We start from the raw sequence: 14,108 nt of genomic DNA, 5'->3' as shown, positions 1-14,108 counted from the left end.
CAACTGAATCGCGCCGTTGAACTGAACTACGCGGCATTGAAACGGAACACACATCATGAATACACCCTCAACCGACTCATCCACGCCAGCCGTCGCATCCGCGGGCTTCAGCGCGCGCGCCGCGCGGACCTGGGATCTGATCAACAAGTCCGGCATCGTGATGGTGTTCGTCATCCTGTTCGCAGTGCTGTCGTTCACCGTGCCCGACTTCCTGAGTTCACGAAACATTCAGGGCTTGCTGCTCTCCGTTACGCTGATCGGCTCGATCTCCGTGACCATGATGTTCGTGCTGGCGCTCGGCGAAGTCGATCTGTCGGTCGCGTCGATCGTGGCGTTCGCGGGTGTCGTGGCCTCCACATTGATCACCGCGACGCATAGTGTGCTGCTCGGCGTCGCGGCCGGCGTGCTCGCGGGCGGCGCGGTCGGCCTCGTGAACGGCGTGCTGGTCGCGCGCTACAAGATCAACTCGCTGATCGTCACGCTCGCGATGATGGAAGTGGTGCGCGGCCTGGCCTTCATCACGTCGAGCGGCGACGCGGTGATGATCTCGGAAGAGAGCTTCTTCGATCTGGGCGGCGGCTCTTTCCTCGGCATTTCCTATCCGATCTGGAGCAACATTGTCGGCTTCGTGCTGTTCGGTTTTCTGCTGAAGAAAACCGTCTTCGGCAAAAACGTGCTGGCTGTCGGCGGCAATAGCGAGGCGGCGCTGCTCGCGGGCTTGCCTGTTACGCGCATCAAGATCACCGTGTTCGTGTTGCAAGGGCTCGTGACCGGCTTTGCGGGCGTGATGCTTGCGTCGCGTATGAGTCTCGGCGATCCGAAAACTTCGGTCGGCCTGGAACTCGGCGTGATTTCGGCGTGCGTGCTCGGCGGCGTGTCGTTGACGGGCGGCGTCGCGACGATTTCCGGTGTGCTGGTCGGCGTATTGATCATGGGCTCCGTGCAGGACGCGATGAGTCTGATGAATGTGCCGACTTTCTATCAATACCTGATTCGCGGCGGGATTCTGCTGCTCGCGGTGCTGTTCGACCAGTTCCGCCGCAGCAAGCGCGTGCACTAAGCCTGCATTGATACGCGCCCTGCCCTACATGTTTGCCAACAGGAGATTTCATGGCTGATTCGAACCAGACTAAAAAGCCGCTACGCAGCCAGGCGTGGTTCGGCCTCAAGGACCGCGACGGTTTCCTACATCGCTCGTGGATGAAAAACCAGGGCATTCCGCATGACGAATTCGACGGACGCCCGGTGATCGGCATCTGCAATACATGGTCGGAGCTCACGCCCTGCAACGCGCATTTCCGCGAGCTCGCGGAATACGTGAAAAAAGGCGTGCACGAAGCGGGCGGCTTGCCGCTCGAGTTTCCGGTGATGTCGCTTGGCGAAACGAATCTGCGGCCCACGGCGATGCTGTTTCGCAACCTCGCTTCGATGGACGTCGAGGAATCGATTCGCGGCAATCCGATGGATGGCGTGATTCTGCTCGTCGGCTGCGACAAGACCACGCCGGCGCTGCTGATGGGCGCGGCGTCGTGCAATCTGCCGTCGCTCGCAGTGTCGGGCGGACCGATGCTCAACGGCCGGTTCCGCGGCAAGCATATCGGCTCGGGCACCGGTGTCTGGCAGATGTCCGAGGAAGTGCGCGCCGGTTCGATGACGCAGGAAGAATTCACCGAAGCCGAGTCGTGCATGAACCGCTCGCGCGGCCATTGCATGACGATGGGCACGGCGTCGACGATGGCTTCGATGGTCGAATCGCTCGGCATGGGCTTGCCGCACAACGCGGCGATTCCCGCAGTCGACGCGCGCCGTCAGGTGCTAGCGCATCTGGCCGGCCGGCGCATCGTCGACATGGTCCGCGAAGATCTGACGATGGACAAAATTCTCACGCGCCAGGCCTTCGAAAACGCGATCCGTACGAACGCGGCGATTGGCGGCTCGACCAACGCGGTCGTGCATCTGATCGCGCTCGCAAAGCGCATTGGCGTGGAGCTTTCGCTTGAGGACTGGGAGCTCGGCTCAAACGTGCCGTGTCTCGTGAATCTGCAACCGTCAGGCGAATACCTGATGGAAGACTTTTACTACGCAGGCGGTTTGCCGGCGGTGCTGAAGCAGATGGGTGAGCAAGGGTTGCTGCATCGCGACGCCCTTACTGTGAACGGCAAGACGATTTGGGAAAACGTGCGCAACGCGCCGAATCACGATGAGAAAGTCATCACCACGTTCGCCGAGCCGTTCAAGCCGAAGGCGGGCATTGCGGTGCTCAAGGGCAATCTCGCGCCGAATGGGGCGGTGATCAAGCCGTCGGCGGCCACCGCGGAACTGCTGAAGCACCGCGGCCGCGCAGTCGTGTTCGAGAACATCGAGGAACTGCACGCGAAGATCGACGACGAATCGCTCGACATCGACGAAAACTGCATCATGGTGCTCAAGGGCGCGGGTCCGAAAGGCTATCCGGGCTTTGCCGAAGTGGGCAATATGCCGTTGCCGAAGAAGGTGCTGCAAAAAGGCATTACGGACATGGTGCGGATTTCCGATGGACGCATGAGCGGCACGGCATACGGCGCGGTGGTGCTGCACGTGTCGCCGGAAGCGGCTGCGGGCGGTCCGCTCGCGCTCGTGCAGACCGGCGACATGATCGAACTGGACGTCGAAGCGCGGCGCCTGCACCTTGAGGTGACCGACGACGAACTCGCGCGCCGACGCGCCGCATGGCAGGCCCCCGAATCGCCGAAGCGCGGTTACTACAAGCTCTACGTCGAGCACGTGCTGCAAGCGGATCAGGGCGCGGATCTCGACTTCCTGGTCGGATCGAGCGGCGCGCCGGTGCCGCGCGATTCTCACTGAGCGGAGCGAGTCGCACCTAAGGAGCCAACGGTTGTTCCCTGCGCTTTGCGAGAAGGCGTACTGCCGATGCGGATCGATATACCGCATCGGCTTTTTTTCGCGGGTCGCGCAACATGCCGCTGCCGCGCGCAAATAAAAATCGGTTGGACATTCGAAAATGTCCAACCGATTTCCTTAATTGCAAGCTCAGCGTCTCCGGCATTTAAAGCCAGAGAACTCGCATAAGCGCATCCCGTTCCGGCGCTTTACCGGAACGTCTGCGTACCGGCGTTCTATAAGTTACTGCTTGATGAATCGATCGTTCGCCCATAGGCCCTGCGTGTCGCTGTTGCTGGCATTCACAAACTCGAAGTCGTGACCGACGACACGCACGACGCGGAAGCTCGAATTCTCCGGCGTCGAAACGCATTGATATCCGGAGAAGAATTCCTGCATCTTTTGCTGTTCACCGGCTTGCGCGTGCTGATTGACGGCGTCGAGTTTGTCTTTCGACAGACAGCCATACGCGTTGGCTTTGAACTGAATGGTTTGCTGCGGCTTGATCACGACGTCTTGCGCCTGAACGCTTGCGGCAGCCAGACTTGCAATGGCGAAAACAAGGGCGAGTCGAGTTTTCATATGTTCCTCCGGTGCGGGCCGAATGTTCAGGTTAGCTATGTATTTAACTCCATCGTCTAGCCCGCACCTTGCACTTTAGGAGAACGCGAAAGAACCACAAGCACATCTTGTGTGCGGTCGCAACAGCGGCGAATTGTCGCACCTCGCGCGGCATTTGCGACAAGGTTCGGTGACGCTCGAAACCGGTGAGATTAGCGGGGATAACTAAAGGGCCGTGTTCTTGATTCGCTTAACCACTAAAGCTTTGCGGACCTTATTAGCGTTAACGCGATAATCGATTTAAGCGGATTTCTACAACATGAAAGCCGTTTGGTGCGGCGCACACAAAGTCGTTTCGTCGACTGAATAAAATCGGCGAAATAACGGTGTAAATGCAGAAGATAAACGATGCCAGGTCCGACGGTGCGTCATACGCTGGAATTGCGAACCGATGGCCGGCAGTGCGGGTACGTGTGGTGCTCTACAATAAAAACCAATGCTCGTGTGAACGGAGGCCACCGTGATCGAGAACCTGATACTGGGCGTTTTTCTCGTCCTCCCGCTGTTGATTGTCGCGTTTCTTTTCTCCGACGAATTGTGGCAGGAGCACAGGCATCTGCACGACATGCGCCCCATGCACGCGAAGTCTCGGCGCCTTGACTGGCGCCATCCGCTGCGTCGTTCGCGGCATCGGCTGTAACGCGGCGCTCGTGCGGTTGCATTAATGCCCGCGCGCGCCGTCTTCGGGCGCGTGTCGCGGCTAATCCGCTCGCCAATGCGCGCGAATGCGTTTGGCCAGCGCTTCGAGCGTGTCCGTATCCGCCACGTCGCGAGCGTGCATGCGCAATGGCTGACCTTCCCAGCGCGGAATCACGTGAAAGTGCACATGCGGCACAGTCTGGCCGGCTGCCGCGCCATTGAACTGGCCGATGAAGACGCCGTCCGGACGCAACGTCGCCCGCACGGCAATGGCGAGCTTTTGCGTCATGCGTATGCAGGCCACCGTCGCCGCGTCCGACAAATCGAAGATTTCAGCGACAGCTTCTTTAGGCACGACGAGCAGATGGCCGTCCGCTTGCGGCATGAGATCCATGAAGGCGAGGGCTGCATCGTTTTCCGCCACTTTGATGCACGGTAATTCGCCTCGCAGAATCCTCGCGAAGGGGTTGCTGTCGTCGTAGCTCATTGCGTTCTATCTCCTGATTGCGCGCCTTGTCATGACAGTCTATCGGAGCGCAGAACGCGTCGGGTCGTCGCAACGTTCATCCGCCGCCGCGACGGCGATCGTTACACAGGTAATCTGTCGTTACCACTTGCAGCATCTATTTCCCCGCGCGTGGTCGACAATCCGTTCCATGCCTCAACGGCTGGAGCGAAAAATGAAAAAGTTAGCGGTGGCTTTGGTGATGGTGGGCAGTTTGAGCGTCACGGGACAAGCGTCGGCTCATGGCAATGGCGGCGACGTGGTGGGCGCGCTGATCGGCGGCGCCGTGCTGGGCGCGGTGGTGACCTCGGTATTGAATCCGGCGCCAGTGGTTGCATACCAGCAGCCCGTCTACGCGCAGCCGGTGTATCAGCCGGCGCCGGTCTACGCGGGGCCGCCGCCGGGGTACTGCTACGACCAGTATCAGCGCGCATATGTGGCATGCGGAGCGCCGCCGCAGCAATACGAGTACGCCGACCCCGCGCCGAGGTGGTAAGTCGCGGGCGCGCGCCTGCAAAGGCGCACTAGAGACAGAAAGGCCGTCGCTGACCGCGACGGCCTTTTCATTTTGGGCGCGGTGGTCGCGCTGCCGCTCAGTGCCTGTGATGAAGCCACTCGGCGTAATGCGTATCGAGCCAGCGCTCGAGCTTTTGCGGTCCCGCCTTGTAGTGGTAATGGGACACCGCCCATATTGCCGCGCCGACCAGCAGCATCACCGTCGGCCCGAGCAGGTAAGCGATCAACGATTCGGACATGGCAGCCTCCTTCAAAGGTTGCATCGTTGCTTCAGTGTAGGCGATTGGTTGAAGTAAAAAAGTGCCGCGTGAAGGTCTGATTTCGCTTGGCGCGCTTCGCTGAAAGGCGCCGTTTCATAACCTGCTCGATATGGGCTCTTATGCTTGTTCCGTCGGCACTTGCAGTGGCGGCGTGTGATGTTGTGTACCAACTCGCAGCGTCGTGAATACTTCGCCGCGCGGCCCGGTTTGCTTTGGCGACGTCAGGCCGCGCCGCCGGCTCTCTTGCGTGCTGCATCAAGCTGGGCGTAGACGAAGTCCGCCCAACGCTGCGCGATTCGACGCTGTTCGGCAACGTCGCCTGCGGACTTGTCTTGCGATGCGTTCTGTCGCGTTTGCGCTGAAGTTTTGTCCCGTTCCGCATGCTCGGTCATCTCGCGCAGATGCGCCGCAGCGGTTCGCCGAAAATCGTGCAGAACGAAATGCTCGACGTCGAGGCCGAGCGCTTTCACGGCCTGGTTGAGCGTGCTCTTTGCAATTGGCCGGTCGTGGCCTCTGACGCTCGGAAAGACAAACGTCCTGCCGGCTCTCCTGAGATGTAGCTCGCGCAGCATCGTCACCGCTTGTTGCGGCAGATGCACCAGTTGGTCCGCGTCCTTCGTCAGACGCGCGGCCGGGATGCGCCACAACGCGTTGCCGAGATCGAATTCATCCCACGTCGATTCCACGAGGTCGGATTTGCGCACCATTGTCAGCACCAGCAGATGCAGCGCGAACTTGAGCGGCCGACGGATGCCCGATGCTTCGATCGAATACAGCATCGCGCCGATCTCCTCGCCGGACAGCACGCGAGTACGGCTTTCGAAGGTGGCGATCGAGCGCGCCGGCACCACTTCTGCCGGATTGCCTGTCGCGAGCTGCCGAGCGATCAGATATTCGTATAGGCGCTTGATCACATTGCGCGTGTGCAGCGCCATTTTCGGGGAGCCGCGGCTTTTTATGCTGTCGCAGATAGCGACGACATGCTCGGCCGTCACGGCCTTGACCGGCATGCCGCCGATTGCGGGCAGCACGTCCTTGTCGAGCGCACGCCGGGTGGTGCGGCGATACTCGTCCGACTTGCCGGCCATTTCCGTCGACATATAGAGTTCGGCGGCTTCGCGCAGAACGTCTGCCTTCGCTTCGGCACCCCGATCTCGCCGCGCGGTGGCGACCGGCGAAATGCCTTGCGCGACGAGCTCCGCGTACTTCTGCGCCTTGGCTCGGGCGACACGCAGCGAAATCATCCGGTAATCGCCAATGGTGGCGAGCGGCTGGCGCTTGCCGTTCAGCGAATAGCGGAAGCGCCATACCTTGGTGCCGGTGGTCATCACCTCGATCACGAGGCCGTTACCGTCCGCGACGCTGTAGCGGGTCACGCGCGGTTCGAGCGCGCGAATCTGGGATTCAGTGAGTGGGACGGCTAGGCGCGGCATGTTCGGCTGCTAATACGGAAAAAGCGAGTTTAAACGGTTTCCCTTTGTGTACCAAGCAGTGGTCGCGGTATTGGTCTACAGCTAGGTGAGTTTCGCGACGGATGTAAATGGCGAGTTCGCTCCAGGACGGCTTGCAGCGTGGTCCTGCCGCAAACCGCCAAACGCCTGACTACTTGCCGATACAAAACCGGCTGAAAATCACTCCGAGCAGATCGTCGGAGCTGAATTCGCCAGTGATCGAGTTGAGCTGGTCCTGCGCGAGCCGTAGTTCCTCGGCGAAAAGATCCAGCGCCTGCGAGTTCTGGTCGGCATGTGCGGCGGCCGTCGCCAGATGTTCCTGCGCTGCGCGCAACGCAATCAGATGCCGCTCTCGCGCGAGGTATACGCTCTCGGCGCCTGCCTGCCAGCCGGCGATGCGCAGCAGTTCGTCGCGTAGCAGGCTGACGCCGTCGCCCTGTTTGGCCGATAGCCGGACTTCGCTGACATCGAGATCGGCGTCGAGCGCGCGGGTCTCGGGCGGCAAGCCCACCAGGTCGGTCTTGTTGAGCACGCGCACGACAGGCACGCCGACTGGAAAACGGCCGGCGATCACTTCGTCTTCGGCTGTCATGCCGGTGCGTGCATCCAGCAGATGCAGCACGACGTCCGCGCGTTCGATCTCGCTCCACGTGCGCGCAATGCCGATCTTCTCGACTTCGTCTTCTGTGTCGCGCAAGCCGGCCGTGTCGATTATGTGCAGCGGAATGCCCTCGATCTGGATTGTCTGCGCGACCTTGTCGCGCGTCGTCCCGGCAATCGGCGTGACGATGGCGAGTTCGGCGCCGGCAAGTGCATTCAGCAGCGACGATTTGCCGACGTTCGGTTGCCCGGCCAGCACCACCGACAGGCCCTCGCGCAACAACGCGCCTTGCCGCGCTTCGGCCAGCACGTGCGCGAGGCGCTCGCGAATCCGCGTGAGCTTGCCGCGGGCGTCGGCGGCCTCGAGAAAGTCGATTTCTTCTTCGGGGAAGTCGAGCGTCGCTTCGACCAGCATGCGCAGCGTGATCACTTCTTCGACCAACGCGTGAATGTCGCGCGAGAACGCGCCGTCGAGCGAACGGCCCGCTGAGCGGGCCGCGGCCTCGGTGCTCGCCTCGATCAGATCGGCCACCGCTTCTGCCTGCGCGAGATCCAGCTTATCGTTGAGAAACGCGCGGCGGGTGAATTCGCCGGGCTCGGCGAGCCGCAGACCGAATCCGCGCCCCGCGTCGATGCAACGTTGCAGTACCAGTTGCAACACGACTGGACCGCCGTGACCTTGCAACTCGAGTACGTGCTCGCCGGTGTACGAATGCGGCGCGGGGAAATAAAGGGCGATGCCGCGATCGAGCGCGTTGCCACTGTCGTCGATGAAAGGCACGTAACTCGCGTGACGAGGCGCGAGCACCTGGCCGGTGAGCGCTTGCATCAGCGGTTGCGCCGCGGCCTCGGCCGCGCGTCCAAACGAGATTCGCACTACGCCGATGCCTCCTCGCCCGGGCGCGGTGGCAATGGCGACGATCGGATCGGAATCGGTGGTCAGCATGAGCGGGGCGACGAAATCGGGAGAAGAGGGCTGGCGGCGCGGGCATCTGCGGGGGCGCCGCGCATTGTAACGCGGGCCATACGCCCCGCAGGTCGGCGACGCGCCCGGCGATCGTCGCACGCTTTTTATAGCGCGATTAAGATTGAACCCAACCAAGCTAGGATTGTTACTGCGTCACCAGGACAAATCCAGACTAAACGGGAGAGACGCATCGCGCAAATTCAAGCCAGCTAACGAAAAGGCGCAAAAATTGACATTCCTGCTGAATCGCCGACGCGTTGAGGTATACGAGCTAAAATCATCTCAAATAAGATAAACATGAGCCTGATCAGTTGTCAACTGGGAGGACGCTGAATTGCACAATCTGGCCCATGCCAACCCCGAAAGAAAAAGCCGCCTTCGCCAAGAGGCTGAAGGAAACCTTGGAGCCGCTGAAGATTCGCGGTGGGACCAAACTTGCCGAACAGTTCAACCTCCGCTATCGGGGTGACCGTCCGGTTACACCGCAAACCGCGCACAAGTGGCTCACGGGTACGACGATTCCGAAGCCCGACAAATTGCGTACGCTGGCCGAGTGGTTGAACGTGAAGGAGCATTGGCTCCACTATGGACCTTCGCCCGGCGCGGTCGCCAGACCCGTAGTGCGCGGCGATAAGTATCCGCCGTCGCAGGAAACGATCGAACTGGCCTCGAAGATCGAGTCGTTGACGCCGAAAGATCGCTTTCTCGTCGAGGAAATGATTGTGCGCTTCTACGGTGAGGATGCCGAAGAAGAATAGCGGGCGTTTCGCTTCTAGTAGCAGCTGCTATAAAAAAGCCGCCCGGTTCGTTCGAACCGGGCGGCTTTGTTTTTGCGGATGACTTGTCGCGCCAGCAGCGCTGGCGGCATGCGGCGCATAAAAGTCCGCAGCGCCCCGCTTCAGACGGCCGTTACGCCGGCTTCGCCTTCGACTGACCCATCATGCGCGTGATGTAGTACTGCTGCGCGATCGACAGCACGTTGTTCACCACGTAATAGAGCACCAGACCAGCCGGGAAGAAGAAGAACATGACCGAGAACGCGATCGGCATGAACATCATCATCTTGGCTTGAACCGGATCAGGCGGCGTCGGATTGAGCTTCGTCTGCAGGAACATCGAAACAGCCATCAGCACCGGCAGGATGAAGAACGGGTCCTGCTGCGACAGATCGTGAATCCACAGAATCCACGGCGCGCCGCGCATTTCCACCGACGACAGCAGCACCCAATACAGCGAGATGAATACCGGAATCTGGATGACGACCGGCAGACAGCCGCCGAACGGATTCACCTTCTCGGTCTTGTACAACTCCATCAGCGCGGCGTTCATCTTCTGCGGATCGCCCTTGAAGCGTTCGCGCAGCGCCTGCATACGCGGCGTGATCGCCTTCATGCGCGCCATCGACTTGTAGCTCGCGGCCGACAGCGGGAAGAACACCGCCTTGATCAGCAGCGTGAGCAGCACGATCGCCCAGCCCCAATTGCCGACATAGCTGTGGATCTTTTCGAGCAGCCAGAAAAGCGGCTTGGCGATGATCGTTACCCAGCCATAATCCTTCACCAGTTCCAGACCCGGCGCGATGCCTTCGAGCATGCGCTCTTCTTCCGGGCCGGCGAAAAGACGCGCGGATACGTCGACCGTTTGGCCCGGCGCGATGGCCGCAACCGGCTGCTTGACGCCGATGCGATACAGCGTCGGATCGATCTTCTCGACGTAGATGTCGCGCTTCGCGCCCTGCTGCGGAATCCACGCCGACGCGAAGTAGTGCTGCACCATCGCGATCCAGCCGTTGTCGGCCTGCTTCGCGAAATCTTCCTTGTTCTTGTCGATGTCGCCGAACGTCATCTTCTGGAAGTGATGCTGGTCGGTATAGACAGCCGGCCCGATGAACGTGTGCGAGAAGCGCGGCGTTTCCACCGGCTGATCGTCACGCACCAGTTCCATATAAACCGACGGGCTCACCGGCGCAGTGCCGACGTTCTGGATCTTCGTATCGACGCCGATCACATAGCTGCCGCGCGTGAACGTGTAGGTCTTGATGACCTTCAGCCCACCCTTGACCGGCGACTCGAAGCTGAGTTGGAACGACTTGGCGTCGCCCGTCAGATCGTGCGGCTGGTTGGGCAGCGGCGTGTAGATGTCGTTGTGGTTCGGGAAATCGCCACCGAGCAAACCCGTGCGCGCCAGATACGTGTGATTGGCGGTGCGGTCGAACAGCGTGATGACCAGATCGGGCTGCTTGCCGTCGCCTTGCTTGACGAGCGACAGCTTCGACAGCGTGCCGCCGCGGGTGTCGATCTCGCCGTTATAGACGTCGGTGCTGAACTTGACGAGTTGCGATTGCGTGGCCGCCGGCGTGTTGGCCGGCGCTGCTGCATTGGTGGCCGGCAAATCGGCGGGCTGGGTTCCCGGCGTCGTGGTTCCCGGTGCGGCGCTGCCGACGGTCTTGGTCGGCGTGGCGCTGGGGAAGAACATCGACGGGCGTCCGTGGTCGCGTTGCCAGTTGTCGAACAGCATGACCGCTGACATGAAGAAGATGACCCATAGGACGGTGCGTTTGATATCCATGCGTTGTCTCAGTGTCGATGGAACGGCGCGTCAGCGCTTTTCAGAAGTGGGAGGCGGGACGAGATCGATGCCGCCCGCGGAAAACGGGTGGCAGCGGCAAATACGCCTGGCGGCGAGATAAGTCCCGCGCGCGGCGCCATGATACTGGATTGCTTCGCGCGCGTAATCAGAGCAGGAAGGGTAAAAACGGCACCGGTTGCCGAGCATTGGGCTCACGGCAAGCTTGTAAAAGCGCAATAAAGCGATGAGTACCGTTTGCATGGCTCGTGCGGCAGGACGGCGCCGCGCAACGTGGAGTACCGGACGATGCCCGCTGGCCAAGGCTACCGAAGCTGCGGCAGCGTGAGCGAAAAAGCGGGCGGTCACTTGAGCGTCATTCCGTGCCGGGCGCGTCCGCGGGCGGCGCCTGACGACGGGCAATCTCGCGCGCTGCCTTGTCGAGCAACGCCTCGATTTCACTGCGGCACAGCGCCTTTAACGGCGACGACGACGCACTCGGCAAAGCCTTCCTGTCAAAGCGCGTATGCAGGCGCAGCAGCACATCCCAACCGCCAAATTCCGCGCGACGCAGCCGAAACGCTTCACGCGCGATTCGACGGACCAGATTACGCGTAGCCGCGCGCGGCGCATACTTCTTGCCGATCACGAGGCCGAGGCGTGCGTCATTGCCGGTAGGCCGGCCGTACACCACGAAATGGGCGGTGCGGCGCCACGGGCGCAAACGAAAAACGGATGAAAATTCATCCGTTTTCAGTAGCCTTGCGGCTTTGGGGAAGGCGGCTCGCGCTCGCAACGCTGCGGAGCTCTGCTGCGGCGCCTCTGCCGGTTCCACTTCGCCACCACTGTCGCCTGGCACAGATAGGCCTGGCACGGACACAGCGCGCAATCCGCTCGCCTGCCTTAGATGGCGAGGCGCTTGCGGCCCTTCGCGCGACGTGCGTTGATGACCTTGCGGCCGCCAGCGGTCTTCATGCGAACGCGAAAGCCGTGGGTGCGCTTGCGACGGGTAACGGAAGGTTGGTAAGTACGTTTCATGTTGCTCTCACTTGATCGAAAAATAACCGCGCGATCATCGCTGAAAGCGCAATGGCCGGAGGTTTACTGAATTGGTTTTCGCGGAACCCGCTATTTAAACCGGTTTTGCGTTGACCGTCAATAGTTTAGCCGGTGCCGCCCAAGCGCGCGGTGCGCTTGTGAACATGATCCGTCCCTGTGGATAACTCCCTTTCGCCTCCCGTTTGGCGTTAGAATCTCGCCTTACTTCCCAAAAATGATGCACGCCGCTCCGGCTCGCTTGTCCCGCAAACCCTTTGTGGCACAGGCGCCTGGGGCTGTTACGCCTGGCTGTTCCGGGCCTTGTTGCGTGCGCGCGACGGGGGCAGCGGCGAACCCTCGTGCACACCATAACGACAGCAACTCGATGAACGAATTCTGGCAACACTGTTCCGCATTGCTGGAGCGTGAGCTCACGCCCCAGCAGTACGTGACGTGGATCAAACCGTTGGCCCCGGTCGCCTTCGACGCCGCTGCGAACACGCTCAGCATCGCTGCGCCGAACCGCTTCAAGCTCGACTGGGTCAAGAGCCAGTTCTCCGGCCGCATCGCGGATATGGCCCGCGATTTCTGGCAAGCCCCGGTCGACGTGCAGTTCGTACTTGATCCGAAAGCCGGCATGCGCGCTCCCGCGGCAGCGGCACCGGCTCCCGCGCGTCCGGTTTCCGCGCCACATTCGATGGGCGGTAGCGCCGGCAATGGCGCTGCCGTGGACGCAGCCGTCGGCGCGGTGCAAGCGGCGCAGGCCGCGCGCGCGAACGGCGCCAATAGCGCGATGGCGAACCTCAACGCGAACGCGCGCGCGGCAGCTGAGCACAACGCCAACGCGCGCGCCGCGGCGGAAGACGCCGCCGATCTGGACCTGCCGAGCCTCGACGCAAACGAAGCCGCGGCGGCGCGCCGCACATGGCGCCCGGGCCAGAGCGCCGGCTCGAACGGTAACGGCGACAACGACTCGATGTACGAGCGCTCGAAGCTTAATCCGGTCCTGACTTTCGACAACTTCGTGACCGGTAAGGCCAATCAGCTGGCGCGCGCCGCGGCGATTCAGGTCGCGGACAATCCCGGCATCTCGTACAACCCGCTATTTCTGTATGGCGGCGTTGGTTTGGGCAAGACTCACCTGATCCACGCAATCGGCAACCAGCTTCTGATGGACAAGGCCGGCGCGCGGATTCGCTACATCCACGCGGAACAGTACGTGTCCGACGTCGTGAAGGCGTACCAGCGCAAGGCGTTCGACGACTTCAAGCGCTACTACCACTCGCTCGATTTGCTGCTGATCGATGATATTCAGTTCTTTTCCGGCAAGTCGCGCACGCAGGAGGAGTTCTTCTACGCGTTCGAGGCGCTGGTCGCGAACAAGGCGCAGGTGATCATCACCAGCGACACGTATCCGAAGGAAATTTCGGGTATCGACGACCGTTTGATTTCGCGCTTCGACTCCGGGCTGACGGTGGCGATCGAGCCGCCCGAGCTCGAAATGCGCGTCGCGATCCTGATGCGCAAGGCGCAATCGGAATTCGTGAGCCTGAACGAAGACGTCGCGTTTTTCGTCGCCAAGCATTTGCGTTCGAACGTGCGCGAACTCGAAGGCGCGCTGCGCAAAATTCTCGCGTACTCGAAGTTCCACGGCCGCGAAATCACCATCGAATTGACGAAAGAAGCGCTGAAAGATCTGTTGACGGTGCAGAACCGGCAGATTTCGGTGGAAAACATTCAGAAGACCGTGGCTGACTTTTACAGCATCAAGGTCGCGGACATGTATTCGAAGAAGCGGCCGGCGAACATTGCGCGGCCGCGGCAGATTGCGATGTATCTGGCGAAGGAGCTTACGCAGAAGAGCTTGCCGGAAATTGGCGAGCTGTTCGGTGGACGCGACCACACCACCGTGCTGCACGCGGTGCGAAAAATTGCCGATGAGCGCAGCAAGGACGCGCAACTGAACCACGAATTGCATGTGCTGGAGCAGACGCTGAAAGGCTGAGCGGCCGGGGAGGGAAGCGGCAGAAAAAACGACCTGTTTATTTCCAAACTCGCCCCCATTT

15 protein-coding genes are annotated in these 14,108 nt (G+C 61.1%); 6 read left to right on the top strand and 9 right to left on the bottom strand.

The window, feature by feature from the left end; genetic code table 11:
* Nucleotides 1-55: 55 nt before the first annotated feature.
* Both araH and F759_RS0106520 read left to right on the top strand, forming a co-directional pair.
* Nucleotides 56-1,060 carry an L-arabinose ABC transporter permease AraH gene (gene araH / locus F759_RS0106525; protein WP_027799142.1) on the top strand — a complete coding sequence of 335 codons (1,005 nt, stop codon included), beginning with the start codon at nucleotides 56-58 and terminating at the stop codon, nucleotides 1,058-1,060.
* 50 nt (nucleotides 1,061-1,110) lie between these two features.
* Entirely contained in the window at nucleotides 1,111-2,844 is a 1,734-nt protein-coding gene (locus F759_RS0106520; protein WP_027799141.1) for an IlvD/Edd family dehydratase, read from the top strand.
* Between the two features lie 279 nt (nucleotides 2,845-3,123).
* On the opposite strand, the gene sap1 is transcribed toward F759_RS0106520, so the two are convergent.
* A complete protein-coding gene (gene sap1 / locus F759_RS0106515; protein WP_027799140.1) occupies nucleotides 3,124-3,462 on the bottom strand; it encodes a surface attachment protein Sap1 in 339 nt (112 codons plus the stop codon).
* A gap of 499 nt (nucleotides 3,463-3,961) precedes the next feature.
* Between sap1 and F759_RS0106510 the strand changes: the two genes are divergently transcribed.
* Entirely contained in the window at nucleotides 3,962-4,141 is a 180-nt protein-coding gene (locus F759_RS0106510) for a hypothetical protein (RefSeq protein WP_027799139.1), read from the top strand.
* 60 nt (nucleotides 4,142-4,201) lie between these two features.
* On the opposite strand, the gene F759_RS0106505 is transcribed toward F759_RS0106510, so the two are convergent.
* On the bottom strand, nucleotides 4,202-4,627 hold the full coding sequence (locus tag F759_RS0106505; protein WP_027799138.1) for an HIT family protein: 426 nt from the start codon (nucleotides 4,625-4,627) through the stop codon (nucleotides 4,202-4,204).
* Between the two features lie 193 nt (nucleotides 4,628-4,820).
* Here F759_RS0106505 and F759_RS0106500 point away from each other — a divergent pair, with 193 nt between their 5' ends.
* Nucleotides 4,821-5,141 (top strand): hypothetical protein, encoded by a 321-nt coding sequence (locus tag F759_RS0106500; protein WP_027799137.1) that lies wholly within the window; start codon nucleotides 4,821-4,823, stop codon nucleotides 5,139-5,141.
* Nucleotides 5,142-5,238: 97 nt separating this feature from the next.
* On the opposite strand, the gene F759_RS43225 is transcribed toward F759_RS0106500, so the two are convergent.
* From F759_RS43225 to mnmE, 3 genes are all read right to left on the bottom strand, one after another.
* Nucleotides 5,239-5,400, bottom strand: coding sequence for a hypothetical protein (locus F759_RS43225; RefSeq protein WP_167334009.1), 162 nt, complete (start codon nucleotides 5,398-5,400; stop codon nucleotides 5,239-5,241).
* A gap of 242 nt (nucleotides 5,401-5,642) precedes the next feature.
* Nucleotides 5,643-6,854: a tyrosine-type recombinase/integrase gene (locus tag F759_RS0106490; protein ID WP_027799136.1), complete on the bottom strand. Its 1,212-nt coding sequence runs from the start codon at nucleotides 6,852-6,854 to the stop codon at nucleotides 5,643-5,645.
* A gap of 169 nt (nucleotides 6,855-7,023) precedes the next feature.
* Entirely contained in the window at nucleotides 7,024-8,418 is a 1,395-nt protein-coding gene (gene mnmE / locus F759_RS0106485; RefSeq protein ID WP_027799135.1) for a tRNA uridine-5-carboxymethylaminomethyl(34) synthesis GTPase MnmE, read from the bottom strand.
* Between the two features lie 371 nt (nucleotides 8,419-8,789).
* Here mnmE and F759_RS0106480 point away from each other — a divergent pair, with 371 nt between their 5' ends.
* A complete protein-coding gene (locus F759_RS0106480; protein ID WP_027799134.1) occupies nucleotides 8,790-9,197 on the top strand; it encodes a transcriptional regulator in 408 nt (135 codons plus the stop codon).
* A 151-nt stretch (nucleotides 9,198-9,348) separates the two neighbouring features.
* On the opposite strand, the gene yidC is transcribed toward F759_RS0106480, so the two are convergent.
* The 4 genes from yidC to rpmH all read right to left on the bottom strand — a co-directional run bounded on the left by yidC (nucleotide 9,349) and on the right by rpmH (nucleotide 12,042).
* Nucleotides 9,349-11,007 carry a membrane protein insertase YidC gene (yidC, locus tag F759_RS0106475; protein WP_027799133.1) on the bottom strand — a complete coding sequence of 553 codons (1,659 nt, stop codon included), beginning with the start codon at nucleotides 11,005-11,007 and terminating at the stop codon, nucleotides 9,349-9,351.
* A 30-nt stretch (nucleotides 11,008-11,037) separates the two neighbouring features.
* Nucleotides 11,038-11,268, bottom strand: a complete 231-nt coding sequence (gene yidD, locus F759_RS40665) for a membrane protein insertion efficiency factor YidD (RefSeq protein ID WP_006050604.1) — start codon at nucleotides 11,266-11,268, stop codon at nucleotides 11,038-11,040.
* Between the two features lie 112 nt (nucleotides 11,269-11,380).
* Nucleotides 11,381-11,863, bottom strand: coding sequence for a ribonuclease P protein component (locus tag F759_RS0106465; protein ID WP_027799132.1), 483 nt, complete (start codon nucleotides 11,861-11,863; stop codon nucleotides 11,381-11,383).
* A gap of 44 nt (nucleotides 11,864-11,907) precedes the next feature.
* A complete protein-coding gene (gene rpmH, locus F759_RS0106460; protein WP_004198824.1) occupies nucleotides 11,908-12,042 on the bottom strand; it encodes a 50S ribosomal protein L34 in 135 nt (44 codons plus the stop codon).
* Nucleotides 12,043-12,427: 385 nt separating this feature from the next.
* On the opposite strand from rpmH, the gene dnaA reads away from it, so the two are divergent.
* The gene (dnaA, locus tag F759_RS0106455; RefSeq protein ID WP_027799131.1) at nucleotides 12,428-14,047 is read left to right on the top strand and encodes a chromosomal replication initiator protein DnaA; all 1,620 of its coding nucleotides are present in this window, start codon (nucleotides 12,428-12,430) and stop codon (nucleotides 14,045-14,047) included.
* Nucleotides 14,048-14,108 lie beyond the last annotated feature (61 nt).

The organism is Paraburkholderia dilworthii (genome assembly GCF_000472525.1).
GTDB classification, from domain to species: Bacteria; Pseudomonadota; Gammaproteobacteria; order Burkholderiales; family Burkholderiaceae; genus Paraburkholderia; species Paraburkholderia dilworthii.
The sequence above is the reverse complement of the archived record's forward strand: the minus strand, read 5'-3'. Positions and strand labels throughout refer to the sequence as shown.

What these genes read in the sequence shown, in the direction of transcription:
- araH (WP_027799142.1), top strand. Translation starts at nt 56, where the DNA reads ATGAATACACCCTCAACCGACTCATCCACGCCAGCCGTCGCATCCGCG.
- F759_RS0106520 (WP_027799141.1), top strand. Translation starts at nt 1,111, where the DNA reads ATGGCTGATTCGAACCAGACTAAAAAGCCGCTACGCAGCCAGGCGTGG.
- sap1 (WP_027799140.1), bottom strand. Translation starts at nt 3,462, where the DNA reads ATGAAAACTCGACTCGCCCTTGTTTTCGCCATTGCAAGTCTGGCTGCC.
- F759_RS0106505 (WP_027799138.1), bottom strand. Translation starts at nt 4,627, where the DNA reads ATGAGCTACGACGACAGCAACCCCTTCGCGAGGATTCTGCGAGGCGAA.
- F759_RS0106500 (WP_027799137.1), top strand. Translation starts at nt 4,821, where the DNA reads ATGAAAAAGTTAGCGGTGGCTTTGGTGATGGTGGGCAGTTTGAGCGTC.
- F759_RS43225 (WP_167334009.1), bottom strand. Translation starts at nt 5,400, where the DNA reads ATGTCCGAATCGTTGATCGCTTACCTGCTCGGGCCGACGGTGATGCTG.
- F759_RS0106490 (WP_027799136.1), bottom strand. Translation starts at nt 6,854, where the DNA reads ATGCCGCGCCTAGCCGTCCCACTCACTGAATCCCAGATTCGCGCGCTC.
- mnmE (WP_027799135.1), bottom strand. Translation starts at nt 8,418, where the DNA reads ATGCTGACCACCGATTCCGATCCGATCGTCGCCATTGCCACCGCGCCC.
- F759_RS0106480 (WP_027799134.1), top strand. Translation starts at nt 8,790, where the DNA reads ATGCCAACCCCGAAAGAAAAAGCCGCCTTCGCCAAGAGGCTGAAGGAA.
- yidC (WP_027799133.1), bottom strand. Translation starts at nt 11,007, where the DNA reads ATGGATATCAAACGCACCGTCCTATGGGTCATCTTCTTCATGTCAGCG.
- yidD (WP_006050604.1), bottom strand. Translation starts at nt 11,268, where the DNA reads ATGCAAACGGTACTCATCGCTTTATTGCGCTTTTACAAGCTTGCCGTG.
- rpmH (WP_004198824.1), bottom strand. Translation starts at nt 12,042, where the DNA reads ATGAAACGTACTTACCAACCTTCCGTTACCCGTCGCAAGCGCACCCAC.
- dnaA (WP_027799131.1), top strand. Translation starts at nt 12,428, where the DNA reads ATGAACGAATTCTGGCAACACTGTTCCGCATTGCTGGAGCGTGAGCTC.